This is a genomic window from Pseudomonas sp. B33.4 (genome assembly GCF_034555375.1).
GTDB lineage: Bacteria > Pseudomonadota > Gammaproteobacteria > Pseudomonadales > Pseudomonadaceae > Aquipseudomonas.
Genome location: NZ_CP140706.1, coordinates 2,242,476 through 2,259,623, shown reverse-complemented (window position 1 = coordinate 2,259,623; position 17,148 = coordinate 2,242,476). Strand labels below are relative to the sequence as shown.

Sequence of the window (17,148 nt, the reverse complement as noted above, 5' to 3'; positions counted from 1 at the left end):
CATGCGTCTGAATACCCTGTTCGCCGTAGTCGCCCCCATCGTTATGCTGCTGCCGCTGAGCGCCCACGCCGATTGGCCGAAGGGCGAGCGCGAGAAGTACATGGCGCAGTGCACGCAGGCGGCGACTCCGCAAATTGGCGCTGCGGCGGCCAAATCGCACTGCGCCTGTGGTGCTGATGCTATCAAGTCCTACCCTGCTGCTGACATTCAGGCGCTGATGGACAACAAGGCCACCCCTGAATTGCAACAGAAAGCGTTGGGCCAAATTGCCAAATGCAAGGCAAATACCCCGGCTAAAAAGTGATCAAAAAGGTCTTTTGAGTTGGCTCAGCGCCTCTAAAAAGGGCTGAATTTGAGCCTTTTCGGAGGATTTATGCAGGTTTTACAGGTTTTTTTATCGTCTTTACGTTCCGCTCAAAGCCTTGTAAACCGGGGCTTTCAGCAGAAACAGGCAGTAAAGAAAACACGACTGATTGGCAAACAGCACGTCCGGGGGGCTACCAAAGCGAACATTTCGACTATGATACCCGGGTGTGCCCAGTTGGCCTGAGCAGCACAGTACTGAAAAATATATGTTTCTTGGAGATACACCATGTCTAATCGCCAAACCGGCACCGTTAAGTGGTTCAACGATGAAAAAGGCTTCGGCTTCATCACTCCTCAAGGTGGCGGTGACGACCTGTTCGTACACTTCAAAGCTATCGAATCCGACGGTTTCAAAAGCCTGAAAGAAGGCCAGACCGTCTCCTTCGTGGCTGAGAAAGGCCAAAAGGGTATGCAAGCTGCACAGGTTCGCCCAGAGTAATTTCTCGGCGCACTAAAAAAACCCCGTCCATGTGACGGGGTTTTTTATGCCTGCAACAAAAGCGCTGTCTGATTAGCCGCAGTTGACGCGAGTGATCACCAGATTGTTGTCGGTGTTCAGATTCAAGCGATCCGAGCGGTACTCGAGCGTGATCATGTCATTCGGCTTGAGGAAGCGGGCATTCTGCGCCCCGGCTTTGGTGCGCGCCTGCTCCAGCAACTCTGGCGAAGCTTTCTTGCCGATGGCGAATTCCGCTGCCGTTGCTTCACAGCGGCTGTGACCGGCTTCGGTCGCCGCAGTTTCCTTTGCCGACTCGCTGGAGGTCGTGCTGCAACCGGCCAACATAACAGTGGCCATAAGTGCACCCAGTGTCGCGAACTTCAAAGGCATGAAGCCTCCTTGTTTTCAAAATGGTTAAGCTGAGATCGTGCGACCGCCATTCCGGCGTTTGGTTTCACGGCCAAGGCCATCACCCTGCCCCACGATTGGAAAAACGCCGAGTGTGCCTGAGCGGCATGCGTCACTTCATCAATGAATCGTGACTGAATATTAACGGCACTCAGTAGACGTCGATGTAGTCATACGGCGGATTCGGCCAGTTGTCCTTCAGCGCGTTGAAAATCTGCATCACCCACACCTCGTCGCTGGCCGCGACGTTGCCGACGTACCCTGAACCCTTGGCCCAGGTTTCCAGGCGAAACAGCAAACCGTCGATATCCTGCCCACCGGTAACGCCCGAAGAAATGTAAGCGATACCGCCCTTGGTCACGCGCAGTTGCGTGTGTTCGTCGTCACTGGCCGAGGCAAGCAATTGGCGCACTGCGTCGAGCGTGAGGCCGTCAGGGGTATTCAAATCGATCTGCACAGCACGGTCCTTGGAAAGCCTTGAAAGACCAAGTGTCGCATAGCGCTCCGTTCATGCCTAAGTCGCAGTGCCAAATGCCCGACAAAATGGTTAACTCGACGCACAGACCTTCTGACTTTTGAGCGCTCCCATGACCACCATCAGCATCGACGCCGACATCAAAGCCAAATGGGCAGACGGTCACAGCTCCTACAGCCCGGGAACCACAGAGGAACTGGCGCTGATTGGTATCGATCTATTGGTCAAAGAACTGGGCACGGAAGCGGCCAAACAATTCATCAAGCAGATTTTCGAGCGCTATCCGACCGAACAGGACGAACCCACTGAGAGGGTGTAAAAACCCGCAGGCTGGCACCTGCGGGCGAATGATTTACTTCAGTCGCTTCAGGCGCTCGGTCAGCAAGTCAAAGAAGCCCTGCGCGTCGCCGTTTTCCACCCAGAAGGCGTTTTTCGGCGCCTTCAGGCCGTCGTACCAATCGACGATGGTCTGACCGAAAGTCGGCCCTTCACGGCTATCCACCACGACATTCACCGAGCGACCGGTGAACAGCTCCGGCTTGAGCAAATAGGCCACAACGGTAGCGTCATGCACCGGGCCACCCGGAATACCGTAGTGCTCCATGTCGCCTTTGATGTACTCGTTGAGGATGTCACCGACAATCTTGCTCGCATTGTTGTTCAGCGCAGCGATCTGTTTCAGGCGCGCATCACTGGTGAGAATCTTGTGGGTCACGTCCAGTGGCAGATAGGTCAGTTTCACGCCACTTTTCAGAACCACTTCTGCCGCTTGCGGATCGGCGAACAAATTGAATTCGGCCACCGGTGTGATGTTGCCGCCGTTGAAGTGCGCACCACCCATGATCACCACTTCCTTGATGCCCTGAACAATTTCAGGCTCCTGGATCAGCGCCAGTGCCAGGTTGGTCTGTGGACCGAGCATGGCGATAGTGATGCTGTGCGGCTTGGCTTTTTTCAGGGTGTCGATCAGATAGTTGACCGCATTGCCCTCAGCCAGACCTTTTTTCGGCTCATGTACGGTGACACCCGACAGGCCTTCCTTGCCATGGATGTTCTCGGCGTAGATCGGCGTGCGCATCAGCGGCTTTGGCGCCCCCGCATAAACCGGTACGTCTTCGCGCCCTGCCCACTCGCGAGCCAGGCGCGCGTTACGTGAAGTCTTGTCGAGGCGCACGTTGCCGGCCACGGTGGTCAGCGCGCGAATGTTCAGTTCGTCCGGCGAGGCCAGCGCGAACAACAGGGCGACCACATCGTCGGCTCCTGGATCGGTATCGATGATCAGGTCGATTTTTTCCGCCGCCTGAGCGCCGGTCGCAGTGATTACGGACAAAAGCAGTAAACCCCGGATGAGTTGATGCAGTTTCTGAGCATAGCGGTGCATGGCGCATTCCTTGTGCATGTGGAATCGAAAAATCAGAACGTAACCCCGGCGACCAGAACGATATTGCAGTACGGCTGGCATTCGCCTGTACGAACAATCGCCCGAGCCTGTCGGCTGAGAACCTTGAATTGCTCGTGACCGAGCAGATCGCGACGGCCCAGAGCGCCCTCTTCATTCAACTCGTCCAGCGTATTCAGCGCGGTCGGTTGCTTGTCGAAGATTTCTTTGGCCAGTGCATGGCTTTCTACCTGCATCTCGCTGAGTACGACCTTCAGGGTGCTGATGAAATCCGGCACGCCATGGGTCAGCGCCAGGTCAATCAGCTCGACACCCGGCGGCACCGGGAGCCCGGCATCACCGATAACCACCATGTCGCCGTGACCCAGAGATGCAATCAGCCGCGACAAGGCGACGTTGAGCAGAGGAGTTTTTTTCATGCGGTTTTAAAGGCCTGTACGTCGGATCGGGTTGGAATGGACGGCTGCGCGCCGGCACGGGTGACAGACAGCGCGGCGGCGATCTGCCCGTAGCGGATCGCTTCTGCCTCGGACTTGCCATTGGCCAGCGCAGCGGCAAAACCACCGACGAAGGTGTCCCCCGCCGCAGTGGTGTCGACAGCCTTCACTTTCGGCGCCGGGAAATGCTCGAAGCCTTTGCCATTGGCGAACAGCGAGCCTTGAGACCCCAGAGTAATGATGACTTTGCCCGCCCCCATGGCGATCAGCTGGCTGGCAGCAACTTCTGCGGTTGCCAGCGAATCCACCGGCAATCCGCTCAATGCGCTCGCTTCGCTCTCGTTGGGAATCAGGTAGTCGATCGCGGCAAACCAGTCTGCCGGCAATGGACGACTGGCCGGCGCCGGATTGAGAATGACGACTTTGCCGAGCGCACGGGCACGCTTGAGCGCATGCCCCACCGTGGCATCCGGAATTTCCAGCTGGCAGATGATCACATCGGCGCCTTTCAGCACCGCATCAAACCGATCGATCACTGCGGGTGTCATGGCACCGTTGGCACCAGCGACAATGACAATTGCGTTCTGACTGTTGTCATCGACCACAATCAACGCCACACCACTGCAATCCTCGACCGTGCTCACGGCCTGACAATCGATCTGCTCAGCCAGCAGAGCGTCACGCAACTGCACGCCATAGTCGTCATTGCCAACGCAACCGACCATCGCCACCTGCGCACCCAAACGTGCTGCGGCCACCGCCTGATTGGCGCCCTTGCCACCGGAAACCGTGGCAAACGAATGACCGATCAGCGTTTCACCGCCTGCGGGCAGCCGTGGCGCCCGGGTCACCAGATCCATGTTCAGGCTGCCTATTACCACTACATTTGCTGGCATACATCATTACTCGTCAATTCGGTTTCAGCGGTATTCGGTGAACACACCGGACAACGGTGCGGTCGATTCGCGCAAGACAATACTCGGGGTCACGATCCGCTGATCAGTGCCCAGATTCGGCGTAGCAATTCTTCGCAGCAGCACTTCGGCCGCCATCTCACCCAGTTGCAGGATCGATTGCCCCACCGTAGTGAGTGCCGGATACACGTAACGGCTCATCTGGATATCGTCAAAACCGATCACCGACAGCTCGCTCGGCACGCGCACCTTGCGCTCCGCCGCCGCACGCAGCACGCCGATGCCGATCATGTCGTTACCGGCAAAAATCGCACTCGGCGGATTGCTCTCAAGGAGAATCGCCGCCGCGTTGTATCCACCCGTGCTGGTGAAATCGCTTTCCAGCATGCGCTCCCGGCGGACTTCAATGCCCGCCTCATTCAGCGCCCGGCAATAACCGGCCTGACGCATCTGCGCCACGCTGGTAGTGGCCGGACCGCCAATGGTGGCAATGTCGCGATGACCCAACTCCAGCAGATGACGGGTCGCCAGATATGCACCGTATTCGTGGTCGATGCGCACCAGATCGGCATCGACACCGTCCAGGCCACGGTCAACGATGACCATCGGCGTTTTCACCCCGGCCAGCCCCTGCGCCAGACCGCTGTCACCGCCAGCGGAGGCGACGATCAAACCGTCGATGCGCTTTTCCAGCAGAACACGTAAATAGCTGCGCTGCTTGTCGGGGTTATCGTCGGAGTTGCAGAGGATCACGCAGTAGCCGTTACGCTCGCAGTAATCTTCGATGCCCCGCGCCAATTCCGCGAAGTACGGGTTGAGACTGTTCGGCACCAGCAAGCCGATGGTCGCAGTCGTCTTGGCCTTTAATGAGCGCGCCACTGCACTTGGCACATAGTCGAGGCTCTTGATCGCTGCCTCGACTTTCAGCCGCACTTCCTGACTGACCGGCCGGGTGTTGTTCACCACATGCGACACCGTCGTGTAGGAAATTCCCGCGAGGGCTGCCACGTCCTTGATTGTTGCCATTTCTTAGCCCCGGCGACTGGCGCGCTGACTGCGATAAGTATCGAGTACCACCGCGATCACGATGACGGCGCCAGTGATGATTCGTTTGGTCGGTTCGGTCGCCCCGATTTGCGCCAGACCCGCCGCCAGCACAGAGATGATCAATACGCCGAAGAACGTGCTGATCACCGAACCGCGCCCGCCCATCAGGCTGGTGCCGCCGATCACCACAGCGGCGATCACCTGCAACTCCAGACCAGAACCGGCATTCGGGTCAGCGGCTTCCAGACGGGAAATCTGAAACAGCGCGGCGATACCGGCCAGCAGGCCCATCAGGCTGAAAACCAGAATCTTGTAAGGTTTTGGATTGATCCCTGCGAGTCGCACCGCTTCTTCGTTGGTGCCGATACCGATCAGGTAGCGACCGAACACGGTCCGGGTCAACACAGCCTGGGCGATGATAATCACCAGCAACGCAATAATGAACGACGGCGAGATACCGAATGCGACCGGATTCGACAACCAGGCGAACGAGTCTCCAATGTATGCGGTGCGCGATCCGGTCATCTGATACGCCAGACCTCGGGCCATTTCCAGCACACCGAGAGAGACGATGAACGATGGAATCCGCCAGGCCACGGTGATCGACCCGGTGACCGTACCGGCCAGTGCCGCCACAGCCATACCGAGCAACGCCGACGGCAACACGCCCCAGCCCCAACCGAGAATCGCGACGCTGACCGTAGAGGCCGCCAGTGCCAGCACCGAACCAACGGACAGATCGATGCCACCGATGATCAGCACAAAGGTCATGCCGACCGCCAAGACCATCAGATCAGGAATCTGGTTGGCCAACGTACTGAAGGTGTTATACGAAAGAAAGTGGCTGCTCAAGACCGAGAACAGCGCAATCATCGCCAGCAACGCACCGGCCAGACCCAGGTAAGTGCCCAGGCCATAGAAGTTGCCACTACGTTTGCCGGCAGGAGATGCAGTTTTCATGGGAGATCCCTAGGCGCCGCTTCGTTGAGCAACGCATCACGTTTTTGGTAGCCGGCGAACGCGGCGGCAAGCAGTTCATCCTGGGTCCAGCTGTCGCGCTCGAAGGTGTCGATCAGCCGCCCTGCCGACAACACGCCGATCCGGTCGCAAATCAGCATCAGTTCGCGCAGGTCACTGGACACCACCACCAGCGCTTTGCCCTGGCGCGTCAGCTCGCCGAGCAAGGCATAAATGTCGAACTTGGCACCAACGTCGATGCCTCGGGTCGGCTCATCGAACAGCAGCACCGAACAGTCACGCTCCAGCCAGCGGCCGATCACGACCTTCTGCTGATTGCCACCGGACAATTCCGAAACCAGCTGTGTCGGACTTGAACTGCGGATGCGCATGGCGTCGATCTGACGTTGCGCCAAAGCGATCTCGTCGCCGTTGTTGACGACACCACCACTGGAAATTTCCGGCATATTGCCGAGCGCGATGTTGGCACTGATCGACTGACTGAGCAGCAGGCCTTCACCTTTGCGGTCTTCAGTGATCAGTGCGATGCCATTGCGCACAGCATCAACGGGCGAGCGCACATTGACCACTTTGGCTGGCGAGCCGAGTGCAATGCTGCCGCTGTCAGCGGTGTCCGCACCGAATATCAAACGCAGTAATTCCGTGCGCCCTGCCCCGATCAGTCCGGAAATCCCGAAGATCTCGCCGGCACGGACTTCAAACGAGACATCGCGCACTTTGTCGGAGCGCGTCAGACCTTTGATCGTCAGCGCCGGGGCACCAATCTTGCGCGGGCCCATGTCGATATGCTCACCCAACTCGCGACCGACCATCAGCGTTACCAGTTGCTCGCTGTTGTAATTGGCCATCGGCTCGACACAGACCAGATTGCCGTCACGCAGCACGGCAATGCGCTGCGCCACGCGGGCAAGCTCTTCGAGACGGTGGGAAATGTAGATGATCGAGACGCCGCGCGCCTGCAATCGGGTGATCTGCTCGAACAGCATTTCGACTTCACGTGCGGTCAGCATCGCGGTCGGCTCATCGAGAATCAGCACATGGCAATCGCCGATCAGGTTACGGGCGATTTCGACCATCTGCTGATGCCCGATACCCAACTCGCCGACCAGCGTATCCGGATCGATCGCGTCGAGACCGACTTGCGCCATGGCTTCGATAGCGGCTTTGCGCAATTGCTTGCGGCTGATCCAGCCGCCATTGCTTGGCAGATTGTCGAGAAACAGGTTTTCCGCGACCGACAGTGTCGGCAACAGATTGAGCTCTTGCATGACCATACGCACGCCGAGCTCTTCGGCCTGGGTGCGGCTGCCCGGACGATAGTCCTTGCCCTGGAATTGCATCTGGCCGGTGGTCGGCGTGACCAGTCCGCCAATGATCTTCGACAGCGTACTTTTGCCGGCACCATTCTCGCCGGTCAGCGCCAGCACTTCACCGCGCATCAGCGTCAGATCGATGCCGGTGAGCACCGGTTGCGCATAGGTCTTACCGATACCGCTGACCGAGAGGACAGCGTTCGGGGCGGAAACAGACATAAAAACTCTCCATGCGCTCGCCCGGACGGACGAGCGCCATTGTGTCGCCAGAAGACTTACTGGGTGACCAGCTCGACCGGTGTTTCGATGACGCCGTTGGCGCCGCTGTCGACTTTCTCGCCCTTGATGATTTTCAGCGCGGTTTCGATGCCGAACACGGCTTGTTTTGCAGCGAACTGGTCTGCAGTGGCCAGCACGCGGCCGTCCTTCAACATTGGCTTGATGGCATTGATGTTGTCGTAACCGACGACTTGAACCTGACCGGCCTTGCCAGCAGCGCGCACAGCAGAAACCGCACCTACAGCCATACTGTCGTTGCCGGCCAGCAGCGCTTTGACGTCCGGGTATTCACTGAGAATCGAAGCAGCAACCTTGTTGCCCTTGTCGATTTCCCAGTCACCGGATTGCAGGGAAACGATCTTGATCTGTGCGGCATCCATCGCATCCTTGAAGCCCGCAGTACGTTGCTGTGCATTGGTCGTGGTGGACACGCCTTCAATGATGCCGACTTCGTCACCGGCCTTGAGCTGCTTGGCCAGGTATTCACCGACCAGACGCGCACCTTTGCGGTTGTCCGGGCCTACGAAAGGCACGCTGATGTTTTTGCTTTTGACGATTGCCGGATCAAGCTGATTATCGATGTTGATCACGGTGATGCCGGCATCGACGGCTTTCTTGATCACCGGCACCATGGCTTTGGAGTCAGACGGCGCGATCACCAGCGCGTTGACCTTGGCCAGGATCATCTGCTCGACGATGCGCGTCTGACCGGCAGTATCCGTTTCGTCCTTGATACCGTTGGAGATCAGGTCGAAATCGGCGGAGTGTTCTTTCTGATAAGCCTTGGCGCCATCTTCCATGGTCAGGAAGAATTCATTGGCCAGAGACTTCATGACCAACGCGACTTTGGGTTTTTCGGCAGACTCGGCGAATGCCGAAGAGACAGGTAGTGCGGCGGCTGTGGCAGCCAGCATAGCGACAGCAAGAAGACGTCCAGCGAATGGCAGCTTCATGGGTTCACTCCGATCTTATGATTATTGTGAGCAACGTTTGCGCTGGCGTAAGCTACGCCGGTTTTTCTGGCCGATACGGCGCCGAAAAAGCCGCGCAAACGTTTGCGTAGACCGAACTATGCGAATCCCGCCGACATTTGTCAACAATCAGAAATCGTCTTTTATTGTAGGGCGAATCGTCCGACTCACCCCACCGCTGCTCATACCGTGGTGTTGACCAGATTACCGCTGGTGGAACTCTTGGTCATTTCCTTGACCAATGCACCCGCCACTTCTGCCATCGCGGCGCTGGTTTGGGCGATCTGCCCTTGGATGGACATGACCGCCTGCGATTTCGCCTCGGGCGTCGGATAAGTTTCAGCTTGTGCCGCGGCCAGTTGCTGTTGCTGCTCCTGAAGTTGCTTCTGCAATTCCTGCATGCGCTTGAGCAGCATCTTGACGGTAACGCTCAGGTTGTCGCCGCTTTCAGCCTTGCTGTCTTCTGGCGCAGCAGCTCCACCGGTTCTGACTTGATTGCCTTGATCTTTCTCGGTACCCAGCGCCTCGGTAGAGGCGTCCGCCTCTGCCTCGCTCAATGCATTGATCGTCGCTGCGGTTTTGCCGCCAATCGTGACTGCACCGGGATTTGAAAAACCGACCGTCAGTGACATGTGAACTCCCTACATTTTAATTTCCTTGAACACCCATCGGCCTGCGCGAAGCTTTCTTTAGCAGAAAACCCCAAACCGGCAACCCGAATCACTCGACAGAAGCAGTAGTCCTTTTCGGAGAGCCGAACGCGAAAGCGTCTATTGTTCGGAAACCCGGATAGAGGACGCTGGACAGGTTTTTAAAACCAATAAAATCTTGATGTAAATCATCAGGTTAAACATTTTTCTAACGCAAAGTAGCGCTGGTACAGATCCTGCTCCCTTCATCGCATCCCAAGGATCCAGATCGGCTTGGGATGCATCTAGATGAACCTGCATCAGCACCGTCTCACTACTAGAGAGAAAAATAATGAAATCTGCTTTCAACACTTTGGTTCCGGGCGCTTTGGCCCTCCTCCTGCTCCTGCCCACCGCCCTTCAGGCAAAAGAAGTCGAAACCCAGACCAAGCTCGCCAACGTTGTGGTACTTGCCACCGGCGGCACCATTGCCGGTGCTGGCGCAAGCGCCGCCAACAGCGCCACTTACCAGGCAGCAAAGGTGGGTGTCGAGCAATTGATCGCCGGCATTCCCGAGCTGAGCAAACTGGCGAATGTGCGTGGCGAACAAGTCATGCAGATTGCCTCGGAAAGCATCACCAACGAAAACCTGCTGCAACTGGGTCGCCGCGTGGCCGAACTGGCTGACAGCAAAGACGTCGATGGCATCGTCATCACCCACGGCACCGACACCCTGGAAGAAACCGCTTACTTCCTCAACCTGGTGGAAAAAACCGACAAGCCAATCATCGTCGTCGGCTCGATGCGTCCGGGCACCGCCATGTCTGCAGACGGCATGCTCAACCTGTACAACGCCGTGGCCGTGGCCAGCAGCAAAGAAGCGCACGGCAAAGGCGTACTGGTGACCATGAATGATGAAATCCAGTCCGGTCGTGACGTCAGCAAAATGATCAACATCAAGACCGAAGCGTTCAAAAGCGCCTGGGGCCCATTGGGCATGGTGGTTGAAGGCAAATCCTACTGGTTCCGCTTGCCAGCCAAGCGTCACACCATGGACTCGGAATTCGACATCAAAAACATCAAGAGCCTTCCTGACGTAGAAATCGCTTATTCCTACGGCAACGTGAGCGATACCGCCTACAAGGCTCTCGCCCAGTCCGGCGCCAAGGCAATCATCCACGCCGGTACCGGCAACGGCTCGGTGTCCTCTCGCGTAGTTCCGACCCTGCAAGCACTGCGCAAGGATGGCGTGCAAATCATCCGCTCGTCCCACGTCAACGCTGGCGGCTTCGTTCTGCGTAACGCCGAACAGCCAGACGACAAGTACGACTGGGTTGTGGCTCACGACCTGAACCCGCAAAAAGCGCGCATCCTGGCGATGGTTGCACTGACCAAAACCAACGACAGCAAAGAGCTGCAACGGATGTTCTGGGAATACTGATTGACCTTCGCCCGGTCCACTCCTGATCGGGCGCCCGGCACACCGCTCGCTTAAAAGGCGGGTGGTGCGTCGCCTACAACGCTCTCGCATTTTTCCCACAAAAAATTCGCCACGACCTACACCAAAACAGGAAAAGCGCTGTCAGAGGATTTTCTTGAATTTTAAGCAGTTGCGAAAATGCTTACAGTTAAATACTGTATGCACGTACAGCTTAATAAGGATAACCTCGTGGCCACCTCCCCTGATGCTCCTGACGCTTACGAACGCATGGGTATGCGCGTTCAGAAAATCATCAATTCTCCCACCGCCCAAAAAGCCAAAGCCGCACTGATCTTCCGTCTACCGGATGAACCGATGGATGAGTGGGAGCGCCTGCTCGAGGAAATCGACGAGAACGACAACGTCACCCTCGCCTATCGCGACGACGGTGGCGTGCAGATTTTTTGGGTCGTACCGAAGGAAGATTGATTTAATGAGTGTCCGCTGTTTTGCATTGCTGTTGCTGTTCATCACCATGGGCGCGCAGGCTGGCGCACCCCGCACATTTACCGAAGCCAAGAAGGTCGCCTGGAAGCTTTACGCACCGCAATCCACAGAGTTTTACTGCGGGTGCAAATACACCGGCAACAAGGTTGATCTGAAAGCCTGCGGTTATGTCCCACGCAAGAATGCCAAGCGCGCATCGCGCATTGAATGGGAACACATTGTGCCCGCCTGGCAATTCGGCCATCAGCGCCAATGCTGGCAAGAAGGCGGACGCAAAAACTGCACCCGTTATGACCCCAGCTATCAGAAGGCTGAAGCTGATCTGCACAACCTGGTGCCAAGCATTGGCGAGGTCAACGGAGACCGGAGCAACTTCAGCTACGGCTGGTTGCCAGTGCAATCCGGGCAGTATGGTTCGTGCCTGACTCAAGTCGACTTCAAGGCGAAGAAGGTCATGCCTCGCCCGTCGATTCGCGGCATGATTGCCCGAACATACTTCTACATGAGCAAGCAGTACGGCTTGCGCCTGTCGAAACAGGACCGCCAATTGTATGAAGCGTGGGACAAGACCTACCCGGTGCAGGACTGGGAGCGTCAGCGCAATCAGAGCGTGGCGTGCGTGATGGGACGCGGCAATGAGTTTGTCGGCCCGGTGAACATGAAAGCCTGCGGCTGATTGCAGTGCCAACAAAAAGGCCTCGAACGCGATGTTCGAGGCCTTTTCATTTGCGCTTAATTAGCCGCTTTGTTGTGTCGCCAATAACCCATCAAATTGAGTGACTCACGAGGGATGCCACACTCCTTGATAAGGTATCTACGCAAGCTCATCACAGCAGCAGACTCTCCGGCAATCCAGCCGTAAAACCCTTCAGGGGCGGTTTCGGCGATTTCCCAGAGAATGTCCTTTTCTATGTCGACGTCAGCCAATTCGATCGCTTGTCCCGCCGAAGAAACGTGAACGGGTAGAGGCGCCGCCCTCACCGCTTCCACCATCAGAGTACCCGCGATGGTTTCGTTCGCCGGATCCCGGATCAGCCAACGTACCGACAGCCCAGGCCAATCAGGAACGGCAAGCATGTCCTGAGCGCTGTCCACTTCGAAAAATGCCTGGACTTGCGGCGGCGCGGCGAGCAACGCCAGCTCATCCAGAATACCCATGGCTGCCGGCAGCGCGGTCGCATCTGCAACGAGCAAAACCTGCTTGAGCGCGTGTGGTGGCTTCCACTCGAAACCGCCAGCATCCTTCGCCGAGAAATGCCGATCAGGCGCGAGAATCTGCATCGAATCACCCGGCTGCGACCGCAGCGCCCAGCGAGACGCCGGACCGGTCTCGCCATGGAGAACAAAATCAATATCGACTTCGCCTTGCTCCGCTCGCAGATTCCGGATGGTGTAGGTGCGCATGGCGGGACGTCGATCTGCCAACATCGCACGGAAGCGAGCGTACCAACCGTCTTCCTGGGAAAGCTTCGCGTGAGAACCGTTGGCTGCAGGGAAAAACAGCTTCACCCGCTGATCCGGCGCCCAGGTAGCCATCTCGCTGACTGCTGGGCCCGCGAGCGTGATCCGCATCATGTGCGGGCTCAGCTGAGTTTTACGATGCAAGATGGCATCGAATAATTTGTAAGGATTGGCGGAGGCCATGGGGAACTCCTTCTGGAAATCATCTTGACCCTTTAGGAACGAGTCGCGTTTGATAGCCTTTAGGAGATTCCGCCGACCGGATCGTTTACGGCGTGAGCGGATGCTCGACCAACACCGATTCAATGTTCTGTTTTTTGGCCTTCACCAACGCCGCATCCACTTGTACCTTGCGAGCTTCGGCTTCAGCCTGGGAGTTGAACGGGCCAATCAGGATCCGCGTTTTGCCGCTGCTGTCCTTGATTACCGTAGGCACGAATGCGTGCTCGATCAACCAGCCGCTCAGGTCGCTGACAGCCTGTGGAGTTTCGCCGCGCACCTCGAGATCCCATTGTGGCGCAGCCGCCGTCGGCGCCGTGACTGCGGCCGATTGTGGCTTTGGTGCGTCTACATTCTTGCCTTCACCACACCCCGCCAATACCAGTGCTGCGACTACCCAAACCAATTTGCGCACAACGCTTTCCTCGAAATTCTCAAAGACGCGATCTTATCATTCATAAATAGTTCGCGAGCCCCGCAAAATGGGCACAAAACAACGAGATTGATGGTTGCAGCCTCTGTATAGTTACGCCCTGGGAATTAATGCCGCTTCTGCGCGTCAGAAAGAGGCACCCAAACCGTGAGACTTCGCACTAATCTATACGTACCACCGACCTCTGCACTGTCTGAATCAGGTGCCCTACAAAGCAATCAAGGAGAAGACCATGCTGATACTCACCCGCAAAGTCGGTGAAAGCATAAACATCGGTGATGACATCACCATCACCATTCTGGGCGTTAGTGGCCAACAGGTCCGCATTGGTATCAACGCTCCGAAAAACGTTGCCGTGCACCGTGAAGAGATTTACCAGCGTATTCAGGCTGGCCTGACCGCCCCGGACAAGCCACAGACTCCCTGAACCAATCGCAGTCAGTAGCCAGTCCGTTTACCTTGTGGAATGACTGGCTAGAGATTCACGCGCCGTATTGCCATCCGCTCCCCTCTGCTGGGCACGGCGCCTGACACGCCAATTCCGATTCCACTTCATCCCCCCACTATCTCCTTGCCGCCCGATACTACCTGCCATCCCCGTGACTGGCTGTCGGACATTTCCGATAGAGCGCAGAGAATTCGCCCTCTAACCGAATGTCACGCCTCGCGCCATGCCCGTGGCCGCAACCACCATCAGCAGCAACAGCAACGCCTCAACGTGACTGATACGTGCGAACAACTTTGACCGCCCAGTATCGAGCACCACACCCCGCGCTTTTGCAATTCGCCATTTTATCAACGTGAGCATCGGCACAAGCTCTATCAGCAGAATCAGCACGAACAGCGTCATCTTCAGATGAAAGAGTGGCTGATGAAGGTAATAGTCCGTGCCTTTTTCATAGCCGCCGAAGGCACGCATCCCACCGGTGACCAACAAGATCAGCGCAGAGACGCCCCAGATATTGTCAGCCAGCAAAATCCGCCCAACCTCGCCCGTACCGGCGGCCAGACGGCTGAACGCTGCTCCACGTGTCAGCACTGCCCAGAAGGCCAGGGCAAAGGCGAGTAAATGACTAGCGGCAAGAAACCAATGACTCAGCATCGATACACCCCATCAGAAAGAGTTGGAAATCGGCCAGTCAGTAGTAGTTGAAAAAGTATGGATTTGCCCGCGACGTCTCATGGCAACGCGTTGAGTGCCAAATCGCAGGCAAAAAAAATCCCAAGCAGCTGATGGAAGCTTGGGATTTAAAAATGCATAAACCGTGGTGGTGAACGCGGGACGGATGTTACTGAAATTCACAACCTGCAACAAGGTATTTTCGATAACCGGTCAGTTAACAAATCTCGTAACCCATTCAATATCCACATATTTTTTAAGGTCGCCACTTTAAGACTGTCACTGCCAGTGCATCTGGCGATTGGTTTAGCTCGATCGAATCACGATCGTTGAAGCGAGCATGTCACCCAGACGCTTTCGTGAACCGAAGAAAATGAAAATCCAGTCAAGGACATTCAAAAACGGCGTAGTGATATTGCGCATGAAAGATTGGTACTCCACTGCCAGCAAGATCCCCACTTCCTCGTTGAAGATGCTCTCCGGCTGTATAACGCCCGGCCAGCTGGGAGCCACAATGTTCGACCTGTGTTCATCCGTCGTATTAGCCGCTATTGGGAGCGGACTATGGCTACTGGGCAGATATATCCGGACTTCACAGCTTAAGAAGCAGCCTCGGCCTTCCGCTGCGCATCAGCCATAACCTTCTGAGGAAGAGGTTTTGCAAAGTTTTGCAAATCGCAGACAACAAAAAAGGGCCCACCTTTCGGTGAGCCCTTCTAGACCGCCCAGCAGAGCGGATTTTGTTTGGTAGGCGCGATTGGACTCGAACCAACGACCCCCACCATGTCAAGGTGGTGCTCTAACCAACTGAGCTACGTGCCTGCTGTGAGGCGGCATTCTACGGAATTCCGGAGGGGTGTCAACACCTTTTTTTCACCTAACCCTATGAATATGCAAAATATTTAATTTCGGGTCCTCGACGAAGATTTTCCGGTGGCTGGCGGAGGTTTTTCAACTCGGGTAGGATCGGCGCACTCGTAAAATATATTAAACAGAGGCGGCAGGATGGCGAACACCCCTTACCCAGAGTCTTATTACGCTGCGTCGGCCAATGCCGTACCGCCCCGCCCTGCCTTGCAGGATGACGTGGAGACGGACGTCTGTGTGATCGGCGCCGGGTATACCGGGCTGTCCTCCGCCCTGTTCCTGCTGGAAAACGGTTTTCGCGTCACCTTGCTGGAAGCGGCCAAGGTCGGTTTCGGCGCCTCCGGGCGCAATGGCGGGCAGATCGTTAACAGTTATAGCCGCGACATCGACGTGATCGAACGCAGCGTTGGCCCCAAGCAAGCGCAACTGCTCGGGCAGATGGCGTTCGAGGGTGGCCGGATCATTCGCGAGCGCGTGGCCAAATACAACATCCAGTGCGACCTGAAGGACGGCGGTGTATTCGCGGCCCTTACCGCCAAGCAGATGGACCATCTGGAATCGCAGAAACGTCTCTGGGAGCGCTTCGGCCATACGCAACTCGAACTGCTCGATCAACGCCGCATCCGCGAAGTGGTTGCCTGTGATCAGTACGTCGGCGGCATGCTCGACATGAGCGGCGGCCATATTCATCCGCTGAACCTCGCGCTCGGCGAAGCAGCAGCGGTCGAGTCGCTCGGCGGCACGATCTATGAACAATCGCCTGCCGTGCGCATCGAGCGCGGCGCCAATCCGGTGGTACATACACCGCAAGGCAAGGTCAGAGCCAAGTTCATTATCGTCGCCGGCAACGCGTACATCGGCAATCTGGTACCGGAACTGGCGGCCAAATCGATGCCGTGCGGTACGCAAGTGATCACCACCGAACCGCTGGGCGATGAGCTGGCAAAAGCCTTGCTGCCACAGGATTACTGCGTTGAAGACTGCAATTACTTGCTCGACTACTACCGACTGACCGGCGACAAACGCCTGATCTTCGGCGGCGGCGTGGTGTATGGCGCACGCGATCCGGCGAACATTGAAGCGATCATTCGCCCGAAGATGCTCAAGGCTTTCCCGCAACTCAAGGATGTGAAGATTGATTACGCCTGGACCGGAAATTTCCTGCTGACCCTGTCGCGTTTGCCGCAGGTTGGACGCTTGGGCGACAACATCTATTATTCGCAGGGTTGCAGCGGCCATGGTGTGACTTACACGCATCTGGCCGGCAAGGTATTGGCTGAGGCGTTGCGCGGTCAGGCCGAGCGCTTCGATGCGTTTGCCGATTTGCCGCACTACCCGTTCCCCGGCGGGCAACTGTTGCGCACGCCGTTTGCTGCGTTGGGCGCCTGGTATTACGGCTTACGCGACAAATTCGGGATGTAAAAAAGGGCCGCTGAACAGCGGCCCGTTTTATTCAACACTGAACG

The 17,148-nt window shown here is 56.8% G+C and carries 21 protein-coding genes and 1 tRNA gene; 8 read left to right on the top strand and 14 right to left on the bottom strand.

Features of this window, described 5'->3' with window-relative positions; translation table 11 throughout:
* Position 1: 1 nt before the first annotated feature.
* The gene (locus tag U6037_RS09955; protein WP_093432157.1) at positions 2 to 304 is read left to right on the top strand and encodes a hypothetical protein; all 303 of its coding nucleotides are present in this window, start codon (positions 2 to 4) and stop codon (positions 302 to 304) included.
* Positions 305 to 592: 288 nt separating this feature from the next.
* The gene (locus U6037_RS09950; protein ID WP_003179963.1) at positions 593 to 805 is read left to right on the top strand and encodes a cold-shock protein; all 213 of its coding nucleotides are present in this window, start codon (positions 593 to 595) and stop codon (positions 803 to 805) included.
* Between the two features lie 72 nt (positions 806 to 877).
* On the opposite strand, the gene U6037_RS09945 is transcribed toward U6037_RS09950, so the two are convergent.
* Entirely contained in the window at positions 878 to 1,195 is a 318-nt protein-coding gene (locus U6037_RS09945; protein WP_322846599.1) for an I78 family peptidase inhibitor, read from the bottom strand.
* A 169-nt stretch (positions 1,196 to 1,364) separates the two neighbouring features.
* Positions 1,365 to 1,670, bottom strand: a complete 306-nt coding sequence (locus U6037_RS09940; protein WP_007913485.1) for a hypothetical protein — start codon at positions 1,668 to 1,670, stop codon at positions 1,365 to 1,367.
* Positions 1,671 to 1,800: 130 nt separating this feature from the next.
* On the opposite strand from U6037_RS09940, the gene U6037_RS09935 reads away from it, so the two are divergent.
* Positions 1,801 to 2,007, top strand: coding sequence for a hypothetical protein (locus U6037_RS09935; protein WP_322846598.1), 207 nt, complete (start codon positions 1,801 to 1,803; stop codon positions 2,005 to 2,007).
* 33 nt (positions 2,008 to 2,040) lie between these two features.
* Here the strand turns inward: U6037_RS09935 and U6037_RS09930 are convergent, their stop codons facing one another.
* The 8 genes from U6037_RS09930 to U6037_RS09895 all read right to left on the bottom strand — a co-directional run bounded on the left by U6037_RS09930 (position 2,041) and on the right by U6037_RS09895 (position 9,658).
* Complete coding sequence (locus U6037_RS09930; RefSeq protein ID WP_322846597.1) at positions 2,041 to 3,069, bottom strand: nucleoside hydrolase; 1,029 nt, start codon at positions 3,067 to 3,069, stop codon at positions 2,041 to 2,043.
* Positions 3,070 to 3,101: 32 nt separating this feature from the next.
* Positions 3,102 to 3,506, bottom strand: coding sequence for a D-ribose pyranase (gene rbsD, locus U6037_RS09925; protein WP_322846596.1), 405 nt, complete (start codon positions 3,504 to 3,506; stop codon positions 3,102 to 3,104).
* Complete coding sequence (rbsK, locus tag U6037_RS09920; RefSeq protein WP_322846595.1) at positions 3,503 to 4,420, bottom strand: ribokinase; 918 nt, start codon at positions 4,418 to 4,420, stop codon at positions 3,503 to 3,505. The genes rbsD and rbsK overlap by 4 nt, the downstream gene beginning before the upstream one ends.
* A 24-nt stretch (positions 4,421 to 4,444) precedes the next feature.
* Positions 4,445 to 5,464: a LacI family DNA-binding transcriptional regulator gene (locus U6037_RS09915; protein ID WP_322846594.1), complete on the bottom strand. Its 1,020-nt coding sequence runs from the start codon at positions 5,462 to 5,464 to the stop codon at positions 4,445 to 4,447.
* 3 nt (positions 5,465 to 5,467) lie between these two features.
* A complete protein-coding gene (locus U6037_RS09910) occupies positions 5,468 to 6,445 on the bottom strand; it encodes an ABC transporter permease (protein WP_016984938.1) in 978 nt (325 codons plus the stop codon).
* Positions 6,442 to 7,995, bottom strand: coding sequence for a sugar ABC transporter ATP-binding protein (locus tag U6037_RS09905; protein ID WP_322846593.1), 1,554 nt, complete (start codon positions 7,993 to 7,995; stop codon positions 6,442 to 6,444). The genes U6037_RS09910 and U6037_RS09905 overlap by 4 nt, the downstream gene beginning before the upstream one ends.
* A 56-nt stretch (positions 7,996 to 8,051) precedes the next feature.
* The gene (locus U6037_RS09900) at positions 8,052 to 9,008 is read right to left on the bottom strand and encodes a sugar ABC transporter substrate-binding protein (protein WP_077571943.1); all 957 of its coding nucleotides are present in this window, start codon (positions 9,006 to 9,008) and stop codon (positions 8,052 to 8,054) included.
* A 200-nt stretch (positions 9,009 to 9,208) separates the two neighbouring features.
* Positions 9,209 to 9,658, bottom strand: coding sequence for a hypothetical protein (locus U6037_RS09895; RefSeq protein ID WP_322846592.1), 450 nt, complete (start codon positions 9,656 to 9,658; stop codon positions 9,209 to 9,211).
* A gap of 349 nt (positions 9,659 to 10,007) precedes the next feature.
* Between U6037_RS09895 and U6037_RS09890 the strand changes: the two genes are divergently transcribed.
* The 3 genes from U6037_RS09890 (at position 10,008) to U6037_RS09880 (ending at position 12,258) form a co-directional block, all read left to right on the top strand.
* Positions 10,008 to 11,096 (top strand): asparaginase, encoded by a 1,089-nt coding sequence (locus U6037_RS09890; protein WP_093432129.1) that lies wholly within the window; start codon positions 10,008 to 10,010, stop codon positions 11,094 to 11,096.
* A gap of 198 nt (positions 11,097 to 11,294) precedes the next feature.
* A complete protein-coding gene (locus tag U6037_RS09885; protein ID WP_166219800.1) occupies positions 11,295 to 11,564 on the top strand; it encodes a DUF1654 domain-containing protein in 270 nt (89 codons plus the stop codon).
* A 4-nt stretch (positions 11,565 to 11,568) separates the two neighbouring features.
* On the top strand, positions 11,569 to 12,258 hold the full coding sequence (locus tag U6037_RS09880) for an endonuclease (protein ID WP_095111733.1): 690 nt from the start codon (positions 11,569 to 11,571) through the stop codon (positions 12,256 to 12,258).
* Between the two features lie 56 nt (positions 12,259 to 12,314).
* Here U6037_RS09880 and U6037_RS09875 read toward each other — a convergent pair whose 3' ends face one another.
* Positions 12,315 to 13,226 carry a siderophore-interacting protein gene (locus U6037_RS09875; RefSeq protein ID WP_322846591.1) on the bottom strand — a complete coding sequence of 304 codons (912 nt, stop codon included), beginning with the start codon at positions 13,224 to 13,226 and terminating at the stop codon, positions 12,315 to 12,317.
* An 85-nt stretch (positions 13,227 to 13,311) separates the two neighbouring features.
* Positions 13,312 to 13,677, bottom strand: coding sequence for an SPOR domain-containing protein (locus tag U6037_RS09870; RefSeq protein WP_322846590.1), 366 nt, complete (start codon positions 13,675 to 13,677; stop codon positions 13,312 to 13,314).
* A gap of 250 nt (positions 13,678 to 13,927) precedes the next feature.
* Between U6037_RS09870 and csrA the strand changes: the two genes are divergently transcribed.
* Positions 13,928 to 14,122, top strand: coding sequence for a carbon storage regulator CsrA (gene csrA, locus U6037_RS09865; protein WP_003179932.1), 195 nt, complete (start codon positions 13,928 to 13,930; stop codon positions 14,120 to 14,122).
* A gap of 219 nt (positions 14,123 to 14,341) precedes the next feature.
* On the opposite strand, the gene U6037_RS09860 is transcribed toward csrA, so the two are convergent.
* Both U6037_RS09860 and U6037_RS09855 read right to left on the bottom strand, forming a co-directional pair.
* On the bottom strand, positions 14,342 to 14,797 hold the full coding sequence (locus U6037_RS09860; protein ID WP_322846589.1) for a DUF2214 family protein: 456 nt from the start codon (positions 14,795 to 14,797) through the stop codon (positions 14,342 to 14,344).
* A gap of 763 nt (positions 14,798 to 15,560) precedes the next feature.
* Positions 15,561 to 15,637, bottom strand: a tRNA-Val gene (locus tag U6037_RS09855).
* A gap of 183 nt (positions 15,638 to 15,820) precedes the next feature.
* Between U6037_RS09855 and U6037_RS09850 the strand changes: the two genes are divergently transcribed.
* Positions 15,821 to 17,104, top strand: a complete 1,284-nt coding sequence (locus U6037_RS09850) for an FAD-binding oxidoreductase (protein ID WP_322846588.1) — start codon at positions 15,821 to 15,823, stop codon at positions 17,102 to 17,104.
* The last annotated feature ends 44 nt before the right edge of the window (positions 17,105 to 17,148 follow it).